The organism is Pseudomonas sp. PIC25, assembly GCF_002286785.1.
Taxonomy (GTDB): domain Bacteria; phylum Pseudomonadota; class Gammaproteobacteria; order Pseudomonadales; family Pseudomonadaceae; genus Pseudomonas_M.
On record NZ_MUJY01000113.1, the window covers coordinates 1 to 16,226 of the forward strand.

The following is a 16,226-nucleotide window of genomic DNA, read 5'->3' on the forward strand; positions in this document are numbered from 1 at the left end:
AATCCACCTCAAGGCCGGGCAGAAACTGGTCATCGAAGCCGGCATGGAACTGACCGTCCAGGCCGGCGGCAGCTTCATCAAACTCGACCCCAGCGGCATTACCGTCTCCGGCCCCCTGGCCAAGCTCAACGCCGGCGGCTCGCCGGGCAAGGGCAGCGGCATCGCCATCAAGCCCCCCACCCCACCGGGCGCGGCGGATGCGGACAAGGCGGGGAATCTGCTGGATAAGGCGCTGCTGAACCGGCTCGAACCCATCGAACCCCAGAAACTCAAGCGGATGATCAACTTCTCGGGCTGATGGCGCAGGACGCGATAATCAAGGATTGGAACACATGAGCGACACAAGCAAGGTCAACAACTGGAGCTTTCCCTTCAAGCCCAGCGCGGGCAACCTCGACCCCATCCAATGCCTCACCGCCCTGGCAAAAGCAGGCGGTGGCTACTACCCCATCGGCAAGAACGGCCAGTGGCATGGCGGGGTGCACTTCGATAGCAAGACAGCCGCATCGTTCGACCAATCCCACGTGCGCTGTATCGCCGATGGCGAAGTAATCGCCTACCGGATCGACAGGCACTATCCCCAGAGTCTCTACGTCAATGCATCGAGACAAACCATAGCGGCCCCGTATTCGCGCTGCTTCGTATTGGTCAAGCATCGTCTGGAGGCCCCCGCGCTACCGGCCAATCCCAGTACCACCCCGGTCCCGCCGCCCTCGTTGACCTTCTTCAGCCTGTACATGCACTTGCTGGACTGGGACGGCTACGGCAAAGCGGGTGCTCCCACCGCACCCGCGTTCATCGGGGAAACCCTCTACAAGGTCAAGGCGGACAAAGCCACGGACCCGGTACGAGGGTTGCGCGTCAGAGAAACACCCCCAGCCGGCAGAGTGCTCGCCATCCTCCCCAAAGGCAGCACGGTCAAGGTAGGCGAAGTCCATGGTGCCGATCCGAGATGGCGCAAGCTGGTGGCCATCGTTCAAGGCCGCACGCTTCCCGCCCTCGCCAGTCCGGCCCAAGGCTGGGTCTTCATCAAGGAAATGGAGCCAACGAGCGATGCGGACGTTTTTCTGGTCGGCGAAGAGGCCAATGACCAGGAGCCGATGCTCGCACCGGAAAAAGGCCTGAATGTGCGCAAAGCCGGAAACGGGCGCTCACCCATCATGGGTGTTCTGCCAACGGCTGCCACGTTCCGGCTGGAGTCGGCGACGGGCCCCTATCGGAAGCTGAAAGAAATCGTTGCCGGCAAGGATGCGCCTCCGCTCTCGGCCAACAGCGTGCAGAACATCCAGGGCTTCGTACACTTCGACTCCCTGGAAGCAACCCGTTCGGAACCGGTACTCGACCGTGTGCATGTGCTGCCCACGCCTTTCCCGGTCAAGGCAGGCGACGTGATCGGCCACCTCGGCCACTACCAGAATCACGATGACGGGGCCCCCCAGCCGCTTCTCCATCTGGAAGTGTTCAGTTGCGAGGATGTGCCCGGCTTCATCGCCAGAAGCAGAGCCTGGGCAGGCCAGTTGCCCGAGCAACAGAAAACCTTGCTCAAGGTCTACAAGGGGGCCAGCAAGCTCATCCCCCACCGCGAAGGCATCAACGCGACCAACCCACCCAAGACCAGCGACGCCGGCACGGCCGTGGGGGTCGACCTGATCATCCCGCAAAGCCTGCTGGACGGCCTCCCGGCGGACCGCAAACTGCAAGTCAGCACCACCGTACCCGGCAGCACGACCCCACACGTGACGCGCTGGTGGCGCTTGGACAATCTGCTCGCGGACAGCAGCGGCAACCCCATCAGCGGCTGGCTCGCGGAACAGGAGCCCATCACCACGCGCCATAGCCCCTGGGAGTGGCCGGGCTACGATTTCATCAAGGAAACCGGACGCCCCATCGGCAAGGTCGCCTATCTCTACGACGCCCTGCGCCGCCTGACGGACGAAGAACGAGCGAACTACCGCGCCCTGGTCAGCCAGGAAGACCAAGGCCCGGTAAAGACCCGGCTGTACGACATCATCGACAGCAACCGCGACAACAAACTTACCGCCACCGAAATACGCAATGCCCTGAAAAAACCATGGCACGCCCAATCCATCGCCCAACTGGTCACCCACTACGAAAGCGAATGGCTCTGGAAGGCCGACAAATGGGACGAACTCGACCCGTTGATGGGACATATTCCCTTCGTCGACCCGAACCCGAATTGGGAGAGCGAAAAGGCGCGTATTGAGAAGTTGAGCTGGTGGGGAAGCCTGGCGGGCAAGCACGGGATCAATGCGGATGGGAAGGCTTGGCATTTTCAGCCAGTTTCATTAATAAACAACTTCCCCTTGGCTGCCTGCTCGTGTAAGGCTGAGCTTACGAAAGATCAGCTTCGAAGGATTGCGCCTCATTCCTCGGCAGCAAATATTGATCGATATATTGAGCCGATCAATCAAATGTTTGAGAGGTTCGAAATAAACCAGTGCATAAGCAGGGCTCACTTACTTTCTCAGATGTTACATGAAAGCGGCAGTCTTAATTATGTCACCGAGGGACTTAATTCAGGAGCCCCTCTTCCTGCTTATCATCCTTATATCGGCAGAGGCCTACTTCAAATCACATGGCAATCAAACTATCAAGCATATGGGAACTATGTGGGCGAAAACTTTATCGGACACCCCAATTACGAAAAAATGGCTCACCCCCCGCACTGCGTGATTTCCGCAGGCTGGTTTTGGACAGAGTTTAAAAAACTTGGCGTACATTCCGATAAAGATGACTTCATTTATGTGACTATTTTAATTAACGGCGGCTTAAATGGTTACGATCATCGCTTGTCTTTTCTAAACTCAGCGATTGATGTGCTTAAGATAAGCGCTTGCGCCAAGCTTAATCAAAATGGCCGCTATCTATTTAAAGATAGCGAGGCTTATAACAAGGCTAAACCGTCGTTTGCTTGGGGCCTTTGGAGTGATCCTGGAGCGAGCGCCGCTGGGAAAGCAAAAAATAAAGAAGATGCCATTGAGGGCTACTCGCGCTTCATCGAAATATACAACACTAACCAAAGTGTTAGGGATGATAATACTACCAAATATTATTCCTCTACCCGGAAGGCTCCACAGGCAAAAGAATATGCCGAACAAAGAATTCAAATCCTGAGAAACTCATAATGTCAAGAATCATTGCAGCCACATTATTATGTTTAGTCGCAAGCAATATATTAGCAGGCGAGTGTGAATATGACTTTAACCAAGATGAAAAATGCGATAGCTACTCTGTCAGACCAATAGAAGAAACTGAGGGCATGAGCAATGTTACTATTTCGCTTAATGGGATCGGAGATATTACCGGTAAATTTAATACAGGCTCTGCAGGGATAGCGCCCGGCTACTTCCCCGAAGAGTTAATTATCCCCTTGGACTACTATTCACCACATGACACTATACAGAGTGTATATACGTTTCGCTGGAATGATGAGCTAAAAACCTTCTTACTCAAAAAGGAGTCAACTTGGTCCGAACCCTACAGAAGCGAAGAGTTTTCTTTAAATAACAGAAAAATCCCTCCTGAAGCCCGTTTTCCACAAGATTTTGAAGTTAAGCGAATAGAATGCTGTACTTCTTTTTCAGATTTCAATACTCAAACACCAAAATACAAACAACTTAACGAAGCGGAAGCTAGAGAATCTATAAATGACGATATCAGCGAGATAAAAAAATACTTGGCAGATGGCAAAAATAGCAAATTATTCTATAACAAACTTCCCCCAAGCGAAGAGAACCGGAAGCCGATCCCACCAGATTTGATCTTTGAATTAGGAACAGCCATAACAAAAAGCAACGTTGAAGCACTTAATAACTATGCTTTTTATATGCAACAAAGTGGGAACAATGTACTTGCCGCAAACCTTCTAGAGCAAATACACAATCAGTTTCCACAACGAGTGGTAACAACTCTGAATTTGGCTGACAGCTACTGGGCGCTAGATATGAAAGACTCTGCCTGCCACCTTTATGGCGAATACAGGAAGAGAATGATGGCGATTGGAAAACAAGATCGAATCCCCAAGCATGTGATCCCAAGATCGGATTGCACCGCTTACATGAACAAAAAATAAGAATATGCATTATCTCTAGGCTTATAGCATACGGATCGAAAATTCTTTATGAGCAAAACAAGCCGAATAATATGAAGGCAATTTTAACCATACTGATTATGGCTTCCTCCATAGTGCTTGCAACTGAAGGGGAAACCACTAAGAAGCTTTCTCCAAGCATATCGGGCGGTAAAGAGGTCGTTTTCTCGCATAACCCAAAGACTAATTCTTTGACTGCTGCCCTAGCCCTGGAAAATGGGCAGCGAATGATTCTTCCCGTGCAATGCGATCCAGAAGGAGGGGAGCCGTCACTTAGCGACTCTTATTCGGTGAAGTTGCCCGATGGATCAGAAGCACTAATCATCACATGCTCTTATCATTTAGACCACAGCGGCTTAGGCATAACAGGTGTTCAATATACCAGTTTTGTTTTAGCAGAAACCTCCAACTCTCTTGAAAGAAAAGAAAACCTTGAAGGTCTTATATCCGGCTACGAGGGAACTACAGAAGAAGGAGCTAGAGAGCATTTCTTTTACAACACAAAAGAACTAGCCACGCAGAAGTTAAAAGACGGAGACGTTGACTCGCCAGCACTTATTCATCGAGTACTGCTCAGTAGATTAGTCGATCATGATTATGAGGCGATAACATCCTACGCATCAGACGACAATATTCGAACGACAATTACAAGGACTCCCATTTCTAAAGCTGACGCCACTTCATATAACGACATAGGATTTGCACTAGCTGAAGTAGGCGAACTTGATCTAGCCCTTCGTGTGCTTCGAAATGTAGAAATATTGCTCCTGATCGCACTGTGCTCATGTTAAACCTAGCCGATGTTCTTTGGGCAAAAGAACAACAGAGGGAAGCGAAGACTTACTACCAAAAATATCATGTAAAAATGAAGAGAGCTGGAAAAGAAAAATTAATTCCAACTAGAGTAACGGCACCTCTGAAGCGATAAAGGAAAGAGCTGGAACACAATACTTAGCAGTAAGGGATAAGAACAATTAGCCACATCGAAATTACGGCAATGATACGATGAAAACACTAAGTAGATTCATATTTTTATACAGCCTCTTCATTTTAACCGGGCACGCGGAAGAGATAAAACTAGAGCACGACCTATATACATACACAGCAGATACTGCCTCCGGCGTATTGACTATCCAATGGACAGGAGGGCAAAGGAAATTAAATGGCATAATCGGGGCTTACGGTCAAACCTATACCACACTAATAAATTTCAACAATACGCCAGCGCTATATTACTCCAACACAGCTTCCAGCACTTCATTTGATATCTACTACACTCTTTATGGAAAAAATAATGAAATTTATCTGGACTGTATTTATGCCGACATCACCAGCCACATAAACGGACTAACGACCAGAAAGGCTGTATGCGGCATTGACGAAAAGCTCGGAAATGATGTGCAAGATAAAGTTTATGCCTATACGGAAAAATGGATTACCAAAGCGGACAAGGAAAACCTAATGGGTCTATTTGAAGACCTAGAATCCCCTATAAAAGTACTAGCCGGAAAAATCAATGACTCTTTCATATACAGCAATTATACAAGCGCAACAGACCTTCTCGAGCGGAGCCCGACGACGCTGGTAGTTGAGAATGGAGCCATAACAGATTTAGGGAAGAAGCGGAGCTTTTTAATATACAGCCCTAAAAACCTAGAAACGGCTATATCTTTAGAGCAGGAAGTATCTCCCAACGAACCATTTAAGGTGATTATAAGAAGTCGTGACTGAGAGCTAATCCAATCAAGTCAGAAGGAAGGCTTCGAGACCGAAAACAGTAGTCAGTCTCACGAAACGACAGTGAATGACTGCGGCGCCCGTATGAGCCCCACAACCGAGCCCGTTATCTGGAAAAGCTCGCACCGTCCAAGTGATCCCCCGCGCTTCGACAACCACCACACAGTTCCCCCCTGCTTCGTGAACCACTCGGCCGTTGCCGCCTATTCTTCCTGCCCCGGCTTGCCTGTCCTTGGGTTCGAGTCCTATAGTGCCCGCCGTCGCGATGATTCGCGGCCGGGTTTGGCGACCCGAGTTACGTTAGGCGCATAGCGTCCCTATCCCATTGCTGGCTTTTTGGCTCGCAGTGCGTGTTATGGCGGCTGTGTGTGGAGACCTTCTCGAATGTCAGGAGCCAAACCATGCTGCAGTTGCACAGCCTTTCTGTTTCTTTTCTCTTCGCCCTTCTTCGGCATTTTGCCGGGGAGGTGCGCCATGTCTAAGACACATTCCACCGCTTTCCACCCTTGCGAGGATGGTCGGCATCATCTGTTCGCGGTTCGGCCGGGTGTGCCGGTGCGGGCGGCGTTGGAGAGTGCCTGCCATCTGCTGGATGCCGCCGAGGTGTTGGCGGCTCGGGCGGGGCATGAGGCGGACGAGTCCTTGAGCGATGGCTGCGGTTATCTGATCGGGATGGCCAGAGCGGCGGTGCTGGGTTGCCTGGAGGGGTTGGAGCGCGACGCCGGGTAGAGCCTTCCGAGCCGGCGCGTGGCGCCGGCTTCAGGGCTTGGTCGGCAGGAGAGCTTTCAATCGCTGCTCCAGCAATCCCGGGAAGCGCTTGAACCAGGTCTGGTTGAGCGGCGAGGGGTGGGGCAGCGGGTGGAGGGTGAAGCTGCGGGCGGCGCCGTCGTCGGCCTGGAGTTCGACGTCGAGGTGGGTTTCGAAGCGGTCTTCGCGCGCCCAGAAGGCTTCCAGGCGCTGGCGTTGCTCTTTGGGCTGGTCGATGCCGAACCAGAGGAAGGCTTCACGGCCGAGGGTGATGATGTCGCGGTCGTGCCAGCTTTCGATCAGCAGGCGGCGCATTAATGGGTGGAAGCGTTTCTTGACCTTCATGGACCAGGCTTTATTGCCCACCGGTTTGTAGGGGACGGTGTTGATCCAGAAAAAGTCCCGGCCGAGCTGGCAGGAAGCGTCGAAGTCGGGCATGTCCTGGCCGTGCAGGTGGCGGTAGAGGACTTTGCGGACGATCTGCCCGCCGCTGCCGATGAAGGGCTCGCCGTAGCGGACTTCGTCGCGGCCGGGGTCGCGGCCGAAGAAGCCGAGGGGCGCGTCGGGGTCGCCGAGGCCGATGATGGGGTCGAGCGGGTCCTTGCCGAAGCGGGCGTAGGTGGCGGTGTCGATGCCTTCGGTTTCCGCGGCCAGGGCGCGGAAGGCTTGGCGCTGGTGTGGGTCGAGGGGCATGGGGTGCCTCCTTGGTTGGTCCGGGTCGGTGTCGTCAGCCGTTCTCACCCTCCCCCGCCCTCGCGCTCTACCTCCTGCATCCATGCAGTCGTCTCCCATCAATGGGAGAGGGCGCTAAAAGCAGTCCGAGCGGGACTATAGCTCGTCTTCCTCCACTACCTTCACCGCGCTGGCGTCCAGGGCGTAGGCGGCGTCGGCCAGGTCGTTGCTGATGTTTTCGACCTTGAGGGTGCCGTCCACCCAGAGCGGGGTGTAGATGTCGTCGAGGGGGATGCCCTTGGGGTAGCGCACCAGGACGATCTGGTTCGGCGGCGGCGGCGGTACATGGATGCAGGCGCCAGGATATGGCACCAGGAAGAATTCGGTGCCGCGGCCCTTGGCGTCGGTTTCCAGCGGGACCGGGTAGCCACCGAGGCGGATCTGTTTGCCATTCAGGGACGGGACGGTCTTGGCCGAGTACATGACTGCCGGCAGGTCCTTGTCCTGTTGCTTGAGCCCGCCCTTGTCGCTGAAGCCCTGGCCTTCCGGAGTGTCGTGGCTGATTTCCGGCATTTCTTCGAGGGCCTTGCGGTCCTCGGGAGGCATGAGCTCGAGCCAGTCGAGTTCGGGTGGTGCGGCATGGACGAGGGTGGCGGTGAGCAGCAGCGGTAACAGTAGTCGGCGCATGGGGACTTCGCGGGGGAGAAAGGGTCGCCGCGGCGACCCCTTCACGGGGTCAGGTCCTGCGGCTGACCAGACCGTAGATGACGAGCAGGATGATCGCACCGACCACCGCGCCGATAAAGCCCGCCGCTTCCCCGGCGGCGTAGATGCCCAAGGCTTGGCCGCCGTAGGTGGCCAGCAGGGCGCCGCCGATGCCGAGCAGGATGGTCATGATCCAGCCCATGCTGTCGTTGCCGGGTTTGAGGAAGCGTGCGACGAGGCCAACGAGCAGGCCGATGATGATGGTTCCGATGATGCCCATGGGCGTTCCTCCTTGGGAGTGGTGCCGCGAGGCGGCGTCAATCAATGGACAGGCGAAGATGCCGTCGGGTTCTGCCGGTAGCCAGATGGGCCCGGAACATTTCTTTCTATTTGCCGATGGCATCAAGCTGGCAAAGTGCAGTCATCCGCATCTGCCGTCGCCTTGCGTGTCCTCAGGGTGCGTCCGGCACTTCGACGTCGTAACGCTCGTAGATCTGCTTGATCTCGCCCCTGGCGCGCATGGCTTGCAGTTCGGCGGCGAGGCGTTCGTACAAGGCTCGCCGTTTGCCCTCGTAAAGGCGCCGGGAGACACCGAAATGGTTGTCGATGCGCTGCTCGTGCTGGTACGGCGCGTAGCGGTAGCCGTCGAAGCCGATGGCGGCGAAGCTGGTTTCCAGGGGGATCTGGTCGAGTACGACGATGGCGTCCAGGCGTTGGGCGCGGAACATGGCGACCAGTTGGGCATCGTCGCTGGCCAGTCGTTTGCTGAGCAGGCCATCGCTGTCGAAGGGTTCGAAGTAGGCGGTGCCGCGCTTGACGCCGATGCTCAGGCCTTGCAGGTCGCGGTAGCTGCGCAGGCGGGTTTCCTGGCCGGGGCGGACGACGAAACGAATGTTCTTGCGCTGGCGTCCGATGCTCGGCAGGTAGTGGATATAGGACTGGCGATCCAGGGTGTAGATCACCCTGGGCACGATGTCGATGCGGCCGTTGCGCAGGTCGTCCAGGCTGCGCAGGAACGGCGCTTCGCGCCACTGGACACGGGCGCCGATGCGATGGGCGGCGGTGTCCAGCACGCTGATCAGCGGGCCGCTGGGCAGGCCGTCGATCACCTGCATTTCGGGCGGGCGCTCACGAAAGTCGGCTTTGAGAATTTCTTCGGCCTGGGTGTTACCCAGCCCGAACAGCACAGGCAGCAGTAGAAGGAGGTGTTTCATCGGCGGGCTCTTGAACGACGGCCATCGTCAGGAGCTTAGAGCCTGCCTTCGGCCCTTTCACCTCACCCTCGGCCGGAAAAAGACACAGGGTTGGCAGCCGACGGCAGACTTCCACCGCAAAACCGGCACTCAACGTCTGGCGATCAGCGCCTCGACGTCGGCGACGCGGGCAGCCAGCGTGGCCCGGTCGGCGCAGCGCAGGGTGGCGTGGCCCACCTTGCGGCCCTCCTTGAACGCCTTGCCGTAGTGGTGCAGGTGGCAGTCGTCGATGGCGATGACCTGAGCCACCGGCGGTACTTCGCCGATGAAGTTGAGCATGGCGCTCTCGCCCACCTTGGCGGTGGAGCCCAGCGGCAGGCCGGCCACGGCGCGCAGGTGGTTTTCGAACTGGCTGCACTCGGCGCCTTCGATGGTCCAGTGGCCGGAGTTGTGCACCCGCGGGGCGATCTCGTTGGCTTTCAGGCCGCCGTCCACTTCGAAGAACTCGAAGGCCAGCACGCCGACGTAGTCCAGGCGCTCCAGCACGCGGCCGACGTAGTCTTCGGCCAGGGCTTGCAGCGGGTGGTCGCTGCTGGCGACGGACAGACGCAGGATGCCGTTCTCGTGGGTGTTGTGCACCAGCGGGTAGAAGCGCGTTTCGCCGTCGCGGGCACGGACCGCCACCAGCGACACTTCGCCGGTGAAGGGCACGAAGCCTTCGAGGATGCAGGGCACGCTGCCCAGTTCGGCGAACGCGCCGGCCACGTCCTGGGGCTTGCGCAGGACCTTCTGGCCCTTGCCGTCGTAACCGAGGGTGCGGGTCTTGAGCACGGCCGGCAGGCCGATGCTGGCAGCGGCCGCGTCGAGGTCGGCCTGGGACTGGATGTCGGCGAACGCGGGCGTCGGGATGCCCAGTTCCTTGAACATCGATTTTTCGAACCAACGGTCGCGGGCGATGCGCAGGGACTCGGCGCTCGGGTAGACCGGCACGAATTGCGAGAGGAAGGCGACCGTCTCGGCCGGCACGCTTTCGAATTCGAAGGTGACCAGGTCGACTTCGTCCGCCAGTTGGCGCAGGTGGTCCTGGTCGCCGTAGTCGGCACGGATGTGCTCGCCGAGGGCTTGCGCGCAGGCATCCGGCGCCGGGTCGAGGAAGGCGAAGTTCATGCCCAGCGGGGTGCCCGCCAGGGCCAGCATGCGGCCCAGCTGGCCGCCACCGATCACGCCGATCTTCATGTTACGCGTCCCTCGGGTCCGGGTTGTCCAGTACGGTCTGGGTCTGCTCGTCGCGGAATTTCTTCAGCGCCGCGTGGAACTGCGGGTGCTGGTGGCCGAGGATGCTGGCGGCGAGCAGCGCGGCGTTGACGGCGCCGGCCTTGCCGATGGCCAGGGTGGCGACCGGGACGCCGGCGGGCATCTGCACGATGGAAAGCAGCGAATCGACGCCGGATAGCATGGAGGATTGCACCGGCACGCCGAGCACCGGCAGGTGGGTCTTGGCCGCGCACATGCCCGGCAGGTGGGCGGCGCCGCCGGCGCCGGCGATGATCACCTGGATACCGCGCGACTCGGCCTGTTCGGCGTACTGGAACAGCAGATCCGGGGTGCGGTGGGCGGAGACCACCTTCACTTCGTTGGGGATGCCCAGCTTGTCCAGCATCTCGACGGTGTGGCTGAGGGTGGACCAGTCGGACTTGGAGCCCATGATCACGCCTACCAGTGCGCTCATCATCATGCCTCTTCACGGGCGCCCGGCGGGGCGCGTCAAAAACCAACAAGCCACGCTGATGGGGCGTGGCTTGGCGTATTCGTCGAACCAGCGGACGTCGCCGGTTTTCGAGGCGGCGCAGTATACCGCAAAGCCACGCCGGACGAGCATCCGCGATGACCATCCGTCCAACGGCCGGCAAATCGCGGCAAGACTTGCTTTAGCTCAATGCCTGCCGGTCCGGCCCGCGCAGAATGACGGTTCGCTACCCATGGAGAAACCGTTATGAACCAGACCATGAAAGCCGCGGTGGTGCATGCCTTCGGCGAGCCGCTGCGCATCGAGGAAGTGAAAGTGCCGTTGCCCGGTCCGGGGCAGATTCTGGTGAAGATCGCCGCCTCGGGCGTTTGCCACACCGACCTGCACGCCGCCGAGGGCGACTGGCCGGTGAAGCCGTCGCTGCCGTTCATTCCCGGCCACGAGGGTGTCGGCCATGTGGCCGCGGTGGGCGCCGGGGTGACCCGGGTGAAAGAAGGCGACCGCGTCGGCGTGCCCTGGCTGTACAGCGCCTGCGGCTGTTGCGAACACTGCCTGACCGGCTGGGAAACCCTCTGCGAGAGCCAGCAGAACACCGGCTACTCGGTGAACGGCGGCTATGCCGAGTATGTGCTGGCGGATCCGAACTATGTCGGCCTGCTGCCGGACGCGGTGGGTTTCGAGGAAATCGCGCCGATCCTCTGTGCCGGCGTCACCGTCTACAAGGGCCTGAAAGTCACCGGCGCACGGCCCGGCCAATGGGTGGCGATCTCCGGTATCGGCGGGCTCGGCCACGTGGCGGTGCAATATGCCCGCGCCATGGGCCTGCACGTGGTGGCGGTGGACGTGGATGATGCCAAGCTGGAGCTGGCGCGCAAGCTCGGCGCCGGATTGACGATCAATGCCCGTCACGAGAACCCGGCCGAAGTGGTTCAGCGCGAGATCGGCGGCGCCCACGGCGTGCTGGTCACGGCGGTGTCCAATAGCGCCTTCGGCCAGGCCATCGGCATGGCGCGCCGGCATGGCACCGTGGCCCTGGTCGGCCTGCCGCCGGGCGATTTCCCGGCGCCGATCTTCGACGTGGTGCTCAAGGCCATCAGCATCACCGGTTCCATCGTCGGCACCCGCGCGGACTTGCAGGAGGCGCTGGATTTCGCCGCCGAGGGGTTGGTCAAGGCGACCATCCACACCGACTCGCTGGACAACATCAACCAAGTGCTCGACGACATGCGCGGCGGCAAGATCGAAGGACGGATCGTGCTGACCCTGTAACGGATCGGCTCAGACGGGAGCGCCCGCTCCCGTCTCCAACCGCCGCCAGAGCAACCTCACCGCCGCCTTGCGCACCAGCGCGCAGCGGTACAGGCGAATTTCCAGCGGTACGTGCCACTGCGGGCCACCGCAGATCGCCAGTTCGCCCCGCGCCAATTCCTGCGTCACCGACAACTGCGGCACCCAGGCCACACCCAGGCCCTGCAGGGCCATGCTCTTCAAACTGTCGGCCATGGCCGTCTCGTACACCGTGGTGGAACGCAGCGCGCGCTGGCGCAGCAACAGGTTCACCGACCGTCCGAGGAACGCCCCGGCGCTGTAGGCGAGCAGCGGCACGGTCTGGCCGCTATCGAGATCGAACAGCGCCTTCCCGTCCTCGCCCACCGCGCAGACCGGCAGCATCAAGGTGGTGCCCAAGTGCAGCGAGGGGAAGATTTCCGGGTCCATCTGCAACGAAGCGTCCGGGTCGTAGTAGGCGAGAATCAGGTCACAGGCGCCTTCGCGCAGAGCATGCACGGCTTCGCCGACGTTGGTCGCCACCAGCCGGCTGGTGAGGTTCAGGCCCTCGGCACGCAGACGGGCGAACCAAGTGGGGAAGAAGCCCAGGGCCAGGGAGTGGGCGGCGGCAATCTGCAGCACCTCACCCTGGCGCCCTTCCAGTTGATGCAGGTGACGCACCACTTCGCCGAGCTGTTCGACCACGCTGCGGGCGGTGACCAGGAACAGTTGCCCGGCTTCGGTCAGTTCGATGGGGGTATGGGCGCGGTCCACCAGGGTCAGGCCGAGTGTCTCTTCCAGAGCACGGATGCGCCGGCTGAAGGCGGGCTGGGTGACGAAGCGGCGCTCGGCCGCCTGGGAGAAACTGCGGGTCGCGGCCAGGGCACTGAAGTCCTCCAGCCATTTCATTTCCAGGTTCATACCGCCTCCTCGGGCGTGTGCCCGGACTCCGGGTGTGCGGGTAATCGGACGCTTGCGACCCGGCGGGAGCCACAGCCGCCGCGGCCTCGGGGCGGAAACCAGCAGCGAACGTCGAGCGGCGCACGCTCGCCGAGCCGGTCACGTCACATCGACGTTATGCCGTTCCTGCATAGGATAGCGTTTAACAGCATTGGCCGCCGCTCCGCCCGAGCCCTTAGCCTATCCACATCGCGGCACTGTCCGCGCTCCATCCGAGATAACGCTCATCATGTCCTCTGCTGCATCTTTCCGTGTCGAAAAAGACCTGCTCGGTACCCTCGAAGTCCCTGCCGATGCCTACTACGGCATCCAGACGCTGCGCGCGGTGCACAACTTCCGTCTGTCCGGCGTGCCGCTGTCGCACTACCCGAAGCTGGTGGTCGCCCTGGCCATGGTCAAGCAGGCCGCGGCCGATGCCAACCGCGAGCTGGGTCACCTGACCGACGAGAAGCACAAAGCGATCAGCGAGGCCTGCGCGCGCCTGGTTCGCGGCGAGTTCCACGATCAGTTCGTGGTGGACATGATCCAGGGCGGCGCCGGCACCTCGACCAACATGAATGCCAACGAGGTCATCGCCAACCTGGCGCTGGAAGCCATGGGTCATGCCAAGGGCGAATACCAGTACCTGCATCCGAACAATGACGTGAACATGGCGCAGTCGACCAACGACGCCTACCCGACCGCCATCCGCCTGGGCCTGCTGCTCGGCCACGACGCATTGCTCGCCAGCCTGGACAGCCTGTGCCAGGCGCTGGCCGCCAAGGGCGAGGAGTTCGCCCACGTGCTGAAGATGGGCCGTACCCAGCTACAGGACGCCGTGCCGATGACCCTCGGCCAGGAATTCCGCGCCTTCGCCACCACCCTCGGCGAAGACCTGAACCACCTCAAGCGTCTGGCGCCGGAACTGCTGGTCGAGGTCAACCTCGGCGGCACCGCCATCGGCACCGGCATCAACGCCGACCCGCGCTACCAGCAGCTCGCCGTCGAGCGTCTGGCGGCCATTAGCGGCCAGCCGCTGCGTCCGGCCGCCGACCTGATCGAAGCGACCTCCGACATGGGCGCCTTCGTACTGTTCTCCGGCATGCTCAAGCGCCTGGCAGTGAAGCTATCGAAGGTCTGCAACGACCTGCGCCTGCTCTCCAGCGGCCCGCGCACCGGCATCAACGAGATCAACCTGCCGCCGCGCCAGCCGGGCAGCTCGATCATGCCGGGCAAGGTCAACCCGGTGATTCCGGAAGCGGTCAACCAGGTGGCCTTCGAAGTGATCGGCAACGATCTGGCCCTGACCCTCGCCGCCGAGGGTGGCCAGTTGCAACTGAACGTGATGGAGCCGCTGATCGCCTACAAGATCTTCGACTCGATCCGCCTGCTGCAGCGCGCCATGGACATGCTCCGCGAGCACTGCGTGGTCGGCATCACCGCCAACGAAGAGCGCTGCCGCCAGTTGGTCGAGCACTCCATCGGCCTGGTCACCGCGCTGAACCCCTACATCGGCTACGAGAACGCCACCCGCATCGCCCGCGTGGCGCTGGAAAGCGGCCGCGGTGTGCTGGAGCTGGTGCGCGAGGAGGGCCTGCTGGACGACGCCGTGCTCGCCGACATCCTCCAGCCGGCCAACATGATTGCGCCGCGCCTGGTACCGCTGAAGGCCTGACACAACTGAAATTCCGAGACGCCGCGCCCTCCAGCGCGGCGTCTCGTTTTCCGCCCAAGCCTGCCGGGCGGCACACCGAAGGTCGCGTCAGACGGCCGTTCCGACAACAACAATCCGGGTGATAAAAACATGAGTCAGAGCACTACCCTACCTTTGCGTCTCTGGGGCCGGCTGCCGCTGTGGCAGCAGATCCTCATCGGTCTCGCCCTCGGTGTCGCCACCGGCGTGCTGTTCAAGAACGACGCGCAAGTCCTGGCGCCCATCGGCAGCCTGTTCCTCAACGCGATCAAGATGCTCATCGTGCCGCTGGTGTTCGTTTCGCTGGTGGCCGGCATCACCTCCATGGCCGACACCCGCAAGCTCGGCCGGATCAGCGTCAAGACCATCGCCATCTACCTGATCACCACGGCGTTCGCCGTGAGCATCGGCCTGCTGTTCGGCGGCCTGTTCGGCCCCGGCGAGGGTATGCACATGGTCGCCAGTGGCGCCGACGAGGCCAAGCAGGCGCCGTCGCTGGTGAGCATTCTGGTCGGTCTGGTGCCGAGCAATCCGGTGACCGCCTTCGCCGAAGGCAACATCCTGCAGATCATCGTGTTCGCCATCGGCCTGGGCGTGAGCATGAACCTGGTCGGCGAGAAGGCCGCGCCAGTGGTGAAGCTGTTCGACGGCCTGGCGGAAACCTTCTACAAACTCACCGACTTGGTGATGCGTCTGGCGCCCTACGGCGTGTTCGCCCTGATCGCCGGCGTGGTGGGCAGCCACGGCGCCGAAGTGCTGCTGCCGCTGGCCGGGGTGATCGGCGTGATCTACCTGGCCAGCATCGCCCACGTGCTGCTGGTCTACGGCGGCCTACTGAGCCTGCTGGCCCGCCTCAACCCGCTGCGCTTCTTCCAGGGCATCGCCCCGGCGCTGGCGGTGGCCTTCAGTACCTCCAGCAGCTCCGGCACCCTGCCGGTGTCCATCGAGTGCGCCCGCAAGAACCTCGGTGTGTCCGAGGGCGTGGCCGGCTTCGTGCTGCCGGTGGGCGCCACCATCAACATGGACGGTACCGCGATCTACCAGGGCGTGCTGGCGCTGTTCATCGCCCAGGCCTTCGGCATCGATCTGAACGCCAGCCAGTACCTGATGATCATCCTCACCGCGACCCTGGCCTCCATCGGCACCGCCGGTGTGCCGGGCGCCGGCCTGATCATGCTCGGCCTGGTACTGACCTCGGTCGGCCTGCCGCTGGAAGGCGTGGCGCTGATCGCCGGTATCGACCGCATCCTCGACATGGCGCGCACCAGCGTGAACGTGGCGGGCGACCTGATGACCTCGGCCCTGGTCGGCCGCAGCGAAAAGGAACTGGATCTCGAGGTGTACAACCGCTCCACCAAGGAGTGACAACCCAGGTATCCCGTCGGGGCGGGATACCGTCCGGCGCATCGGCTCGAC

The 16,226-nt window shown here is 60.2% G+C and carries 15 protein-coding genes and 1 pseudogene; 9 read left to right on the forward strand and 7 right to left on the reverse strand.

Annotated features, from left to right (window positions below):
- From BZL41_RS13535 to BZL41_RS13545, 6 genes and pseudogenes are all read left to right on the forward strand, one after another.
- Positions 1–298 (forward strand): annotated as a pseudogene (locus tag BZL41_RS13535) (DUF2345 domain-containing protein); the annotation flags it as partial.
- 34 nt (positions 299–332) lie between these two features.
- Positions 333–3,146 (forward strand): hypothetical protein, encoded by a 2,814-nt coding sequence (locus tag BZL41_RS13540; RefSeq protein WP_095599780.1) that lies wholly within the window; start codon positions 333–335, stop codon positions 3,144–3,146.
- Complete coding sequence (locus BZL41_RS28005) at positions 3,146–4,093, forward strand: M48 family metallopeptidase (protein WP_143518083.1); 948 nt, start codon at positions 3,146–3,148, stop codon at positions 4,091–4,093. Before BZL41_RS13540 ends, BZL41_RS28005 begins: the two co-directional genes overlap by 1 nt.
- A 71-nt stretch (positions 4,094–4,164) precedes the next feature.
- Entirely contained in the window at positions 4,165–4,902 is a 738-nt protein-coding gene (locus BZL41_RS28010) for a hypothetical protein (RefSeq protein WP_143518084.1), read from the forward strand.
- Between the two features lie 214 nt (positions 4,903–5,116).
- Positions 5,117–5,842: a hypothetical protein gene (locus tag BZL41_RS28015; protein ID WP_143518085.1), complete on the forward strand. Its 726-nt coding sequence runs from the start codon at positions 5,117–5,119 to the stop codon at positions 5,840–5,842.
- A gap of 480 nt (positions 5,843–6,322) precedes the next feature.
- On the forward strand, positions 6,323–6,577 hold the full coding sequence (locus BZL41_RS13545; protein WP_168190998.1) for a DUF3077 domain-containing protein: 255 nt from the start codon (positions 6,323–6,325) through the stop codon (positions 6,575–6,577).
- A 30-nt stretch (positions 6,578–6,607) separates the two neighbouring features.
- On the opposite strand, the gene BZL41_RS13550 is transcribed toward BZL41_RS13545, so the two are convergent.
- From BZL41_RS13550 to purE, 6 genes are all read right to left on the reverse strand, one after another.
- Positions 6,608–7,288, reverse strand: coding sequence for a uracil-DNA glycosylase family protein (locus BZL41_RS13550; protein ID WP_095599782.1), 681 nt, complete (start codon positions 7,286–7,288; stop codon positions 6,608–6,610).
- A 135-nt stretch (positions 7,289–7,423) separates the two neighbouring features.
- Complete coding sequence (locus BZL41_RS13555) at positions 7,424–7,954, reverse strand: DUF3299 domain-containing protein (protein WP_095599783.1); 531 nt, start codon at positions 7,952–7,954, stop codon at positions 7,424–7,426.
- Between the two features lie 49 nt (positions 7,955–8,003).
- Complete coding sequence (locus BZL41_RS13560; protein ID WP_084339461.1) at positions 8,004–8,252, reverse strand: GlsB/YeaQ/YmgE family stress response membrane protein; 249 nt, start codon at positions 8,250–8,252, stop codon at positions 8,004–8,006.
- A 172-nt stretch (positions 8,253–8,424) separates the two neighbouring features.
- Complete coding sequence (locus tag BZL41_RS13565; RefSeq protein ID WP_095599784.1) at positions 8,425–9,186, reverse strand: ABC transporter substrate-binding protein; 762 nt, start codon at positions 9,184–9,186, stop codon at positions 8,425–8,427.
- 129 nt (positions 9,187–9,315) lie between these two features.
- A complete protein-coding gene (locus tag BZL41_RS13570; RefSeq protein ID WP_095599785.1) occupies positions 9,316–10,401 on the reverse strand; it encodes a 5-(carboxyamino)imidazole ribonucleotide synthase in 1,086 nt (361 codons plus the stop codon).
- A 1-nt stretch (position 10,402) separates the two neighbouring features.
- On the reverse strand, positions 10,403–10,894 hold the full coding sequence (purE, locus tag BZL41_RS13575; RefSeq protein WP_095599804.1) for a 5-(carboxyamino)imidazole ribonucleotide mutase: 492 nt from the start codon (positions 10,892–10,894) through the stop codon (positions 10,403–10,405).
- A 264-nt stretch (positions 10,895–11,158) separates the two neighbouring features.
- On the opposite strand from purE, the gene adhP reads away from it, so the two are divergent.
- A complete protein-coding gene (gene adhP / locus BZL41_RS13580) occupies positions 11,159–12,181 on the forward strand; it encodes an alcohol dehydrogenase AdhP (RefSeq protein WP_095599786.1) in 1,023 nt (340 codons plus the stop codon).
- 9 nt (positions 12,182–12,190) lie between these two features.
- Here the strand turns inward: adhP and BZL41_RS13585 are convergent, their stop codons facing one another.
- Positions 12,191–13,099, reverse strand: a complete 909-nt coding sequence (locus BZL41_RS13585) for a LysR substrate-binding domain-containing protein (RefSeq protein ID WP_095599787.1) — start codon at positions 13,097–13,099, stop codon at positions 12,191–12,193.
- A 268-nt stretch (positions 13,100–13,367) separates the two neighbouring features.
- Between BZL41_RS13585 and aspA the strand changes: the two genes are divergently transcribed.
- Complete coding sequence (gene aspA, locus BZL41_RS13590; protein ID WP_095599788.1) at positions 13,368–14,792, forward strand: aspartate ammonia-lyase; 1,425 nt, start codon at positions 13,368–13,370, stop codon at positions 14,790–14,792.
- Positions 14,793–14,921: 129 nt separating this feature from the next.
- Positions 14,922–16,175, forward strand: a complete 1,254-nt coding sequence (locus BZL41_RS13595; RefSeq protein WP_095599789.1) for a dicarboxylate/amino acid:cation symporter — start codon at positions 14,922–14,924, stop codon at positions 16,173–16,175.
- Positions 16,176–16,226 lie beyond the last annotated feature (51 nt).

Excerpts from the sequence above, each read along its gene's own strand:
- BZL41_RS13540 (WP_095599780.1), top strand. The coding sequence starts at position 333 with ATGAGCGACACAAGCAAGGTCAACAACTGGAGCTTTCCCTTCAAGCCC.
- BZL41_RS28005 (WP_143518083.1), top strand. The coding sequence starts at position 3,146 with ATGTCAAGAATCATTGCAGCCACATTATTATGTTTAGTCGCAAGCAAT.
- BZL41_RS28010 (WP_143518084.1), top strand. The coding sequence starts at position 4,165 with ATGAAGGCAATTTTAACCATACTGATTATGGCTTCCTCCATAGTGCTT.
- BZL41_RS28015 (WP_143518085.1), top strand. The coding sequence starts at position 5,117 with ATGAAAACACTAAGTAGATTCATATTTTTATACAGCCTCTTCATTTTA.
- BZL41_RS13545 (WP_168190998.1), top strand. The coding sequence starts at position 6,323 with ATGTCTAAGACACATTCCACCGCTTTCCACCCTTGCGAGGATGGTCGG.
- BZL41_RS13550 (WP_095599782.1), bottom strand. The coding sequence starts at position 7,288 with ATGCCCCTCGACCCACACCAGCGCCAAGCCTTCCGCGCCCTGGCCGCG.
- BZL41_RS13555 (WP_095599783.1), bottom strand. The coding sequence starts at position 7,954 with ATGCGCCGACTACTGTTACCGCTGCTGCTCACCGCCACCCTCGTCCAT.
- BZL41_RS13560 (WP_084339461.1), bottom strand. The coding sequence starts at position 8,252 with ATGGGCATCATCGGAACCATCATCATCGGCCTGCTCGTTGGCCTCGTC.
- BZL41_RS13565 (WP_095599784.1), bottom strand. The coding sequence starts at position 9,186 with ATGAAACACCTCCTTCTACTGCTGCCTGTGCTGTTCGGGCTGGGTAAC.
- BZL41_RS13570 (WP_095599785.1), bottom strand. The coding sequence starts at position 10,401 with ATGAAGATCGGCGTGATCGGTGGCGGCCAGCTGGGCCGCATGCTGGCC.
- purE (WP_095599804.1), bottom strand. The coding sequence starts at position 10,894 with ATGAGCGCACTGGTAGGCGTGATCATGGGCTCCAAGTCCGACTGGTCC.
- adhP (WP_095599786.1), top strand. The coding sequence starts at position 11,159 with ATGAACCAGACCATGAAAGCCGCGGTGGTGCATGCCTTCGGCGAGCCG.
- BZL41_RS13585 (WP_095599787.1), bottom strand. The coding sequence starts at position 13,099 with ATGAACCTGGAAATGAAATGGCTGGAGGACTTCAGTGCCCTGGCCGCG.
- aspA (WP_095599788.1), top strand. The coding sequence starts at position 13,368 with ATGTCCTCTGCTGCATCTTTCCGTGTCGAAAAAGACCTGCTCGGTACC.
- BZL41_RS13595 (WP_095599789.1), top strand. The coding sequence starts at position 14,922 with ATGAGTCAGAGCACTACCCTACCTTTGCGTCTCTGGGGCCGGCTGCCG.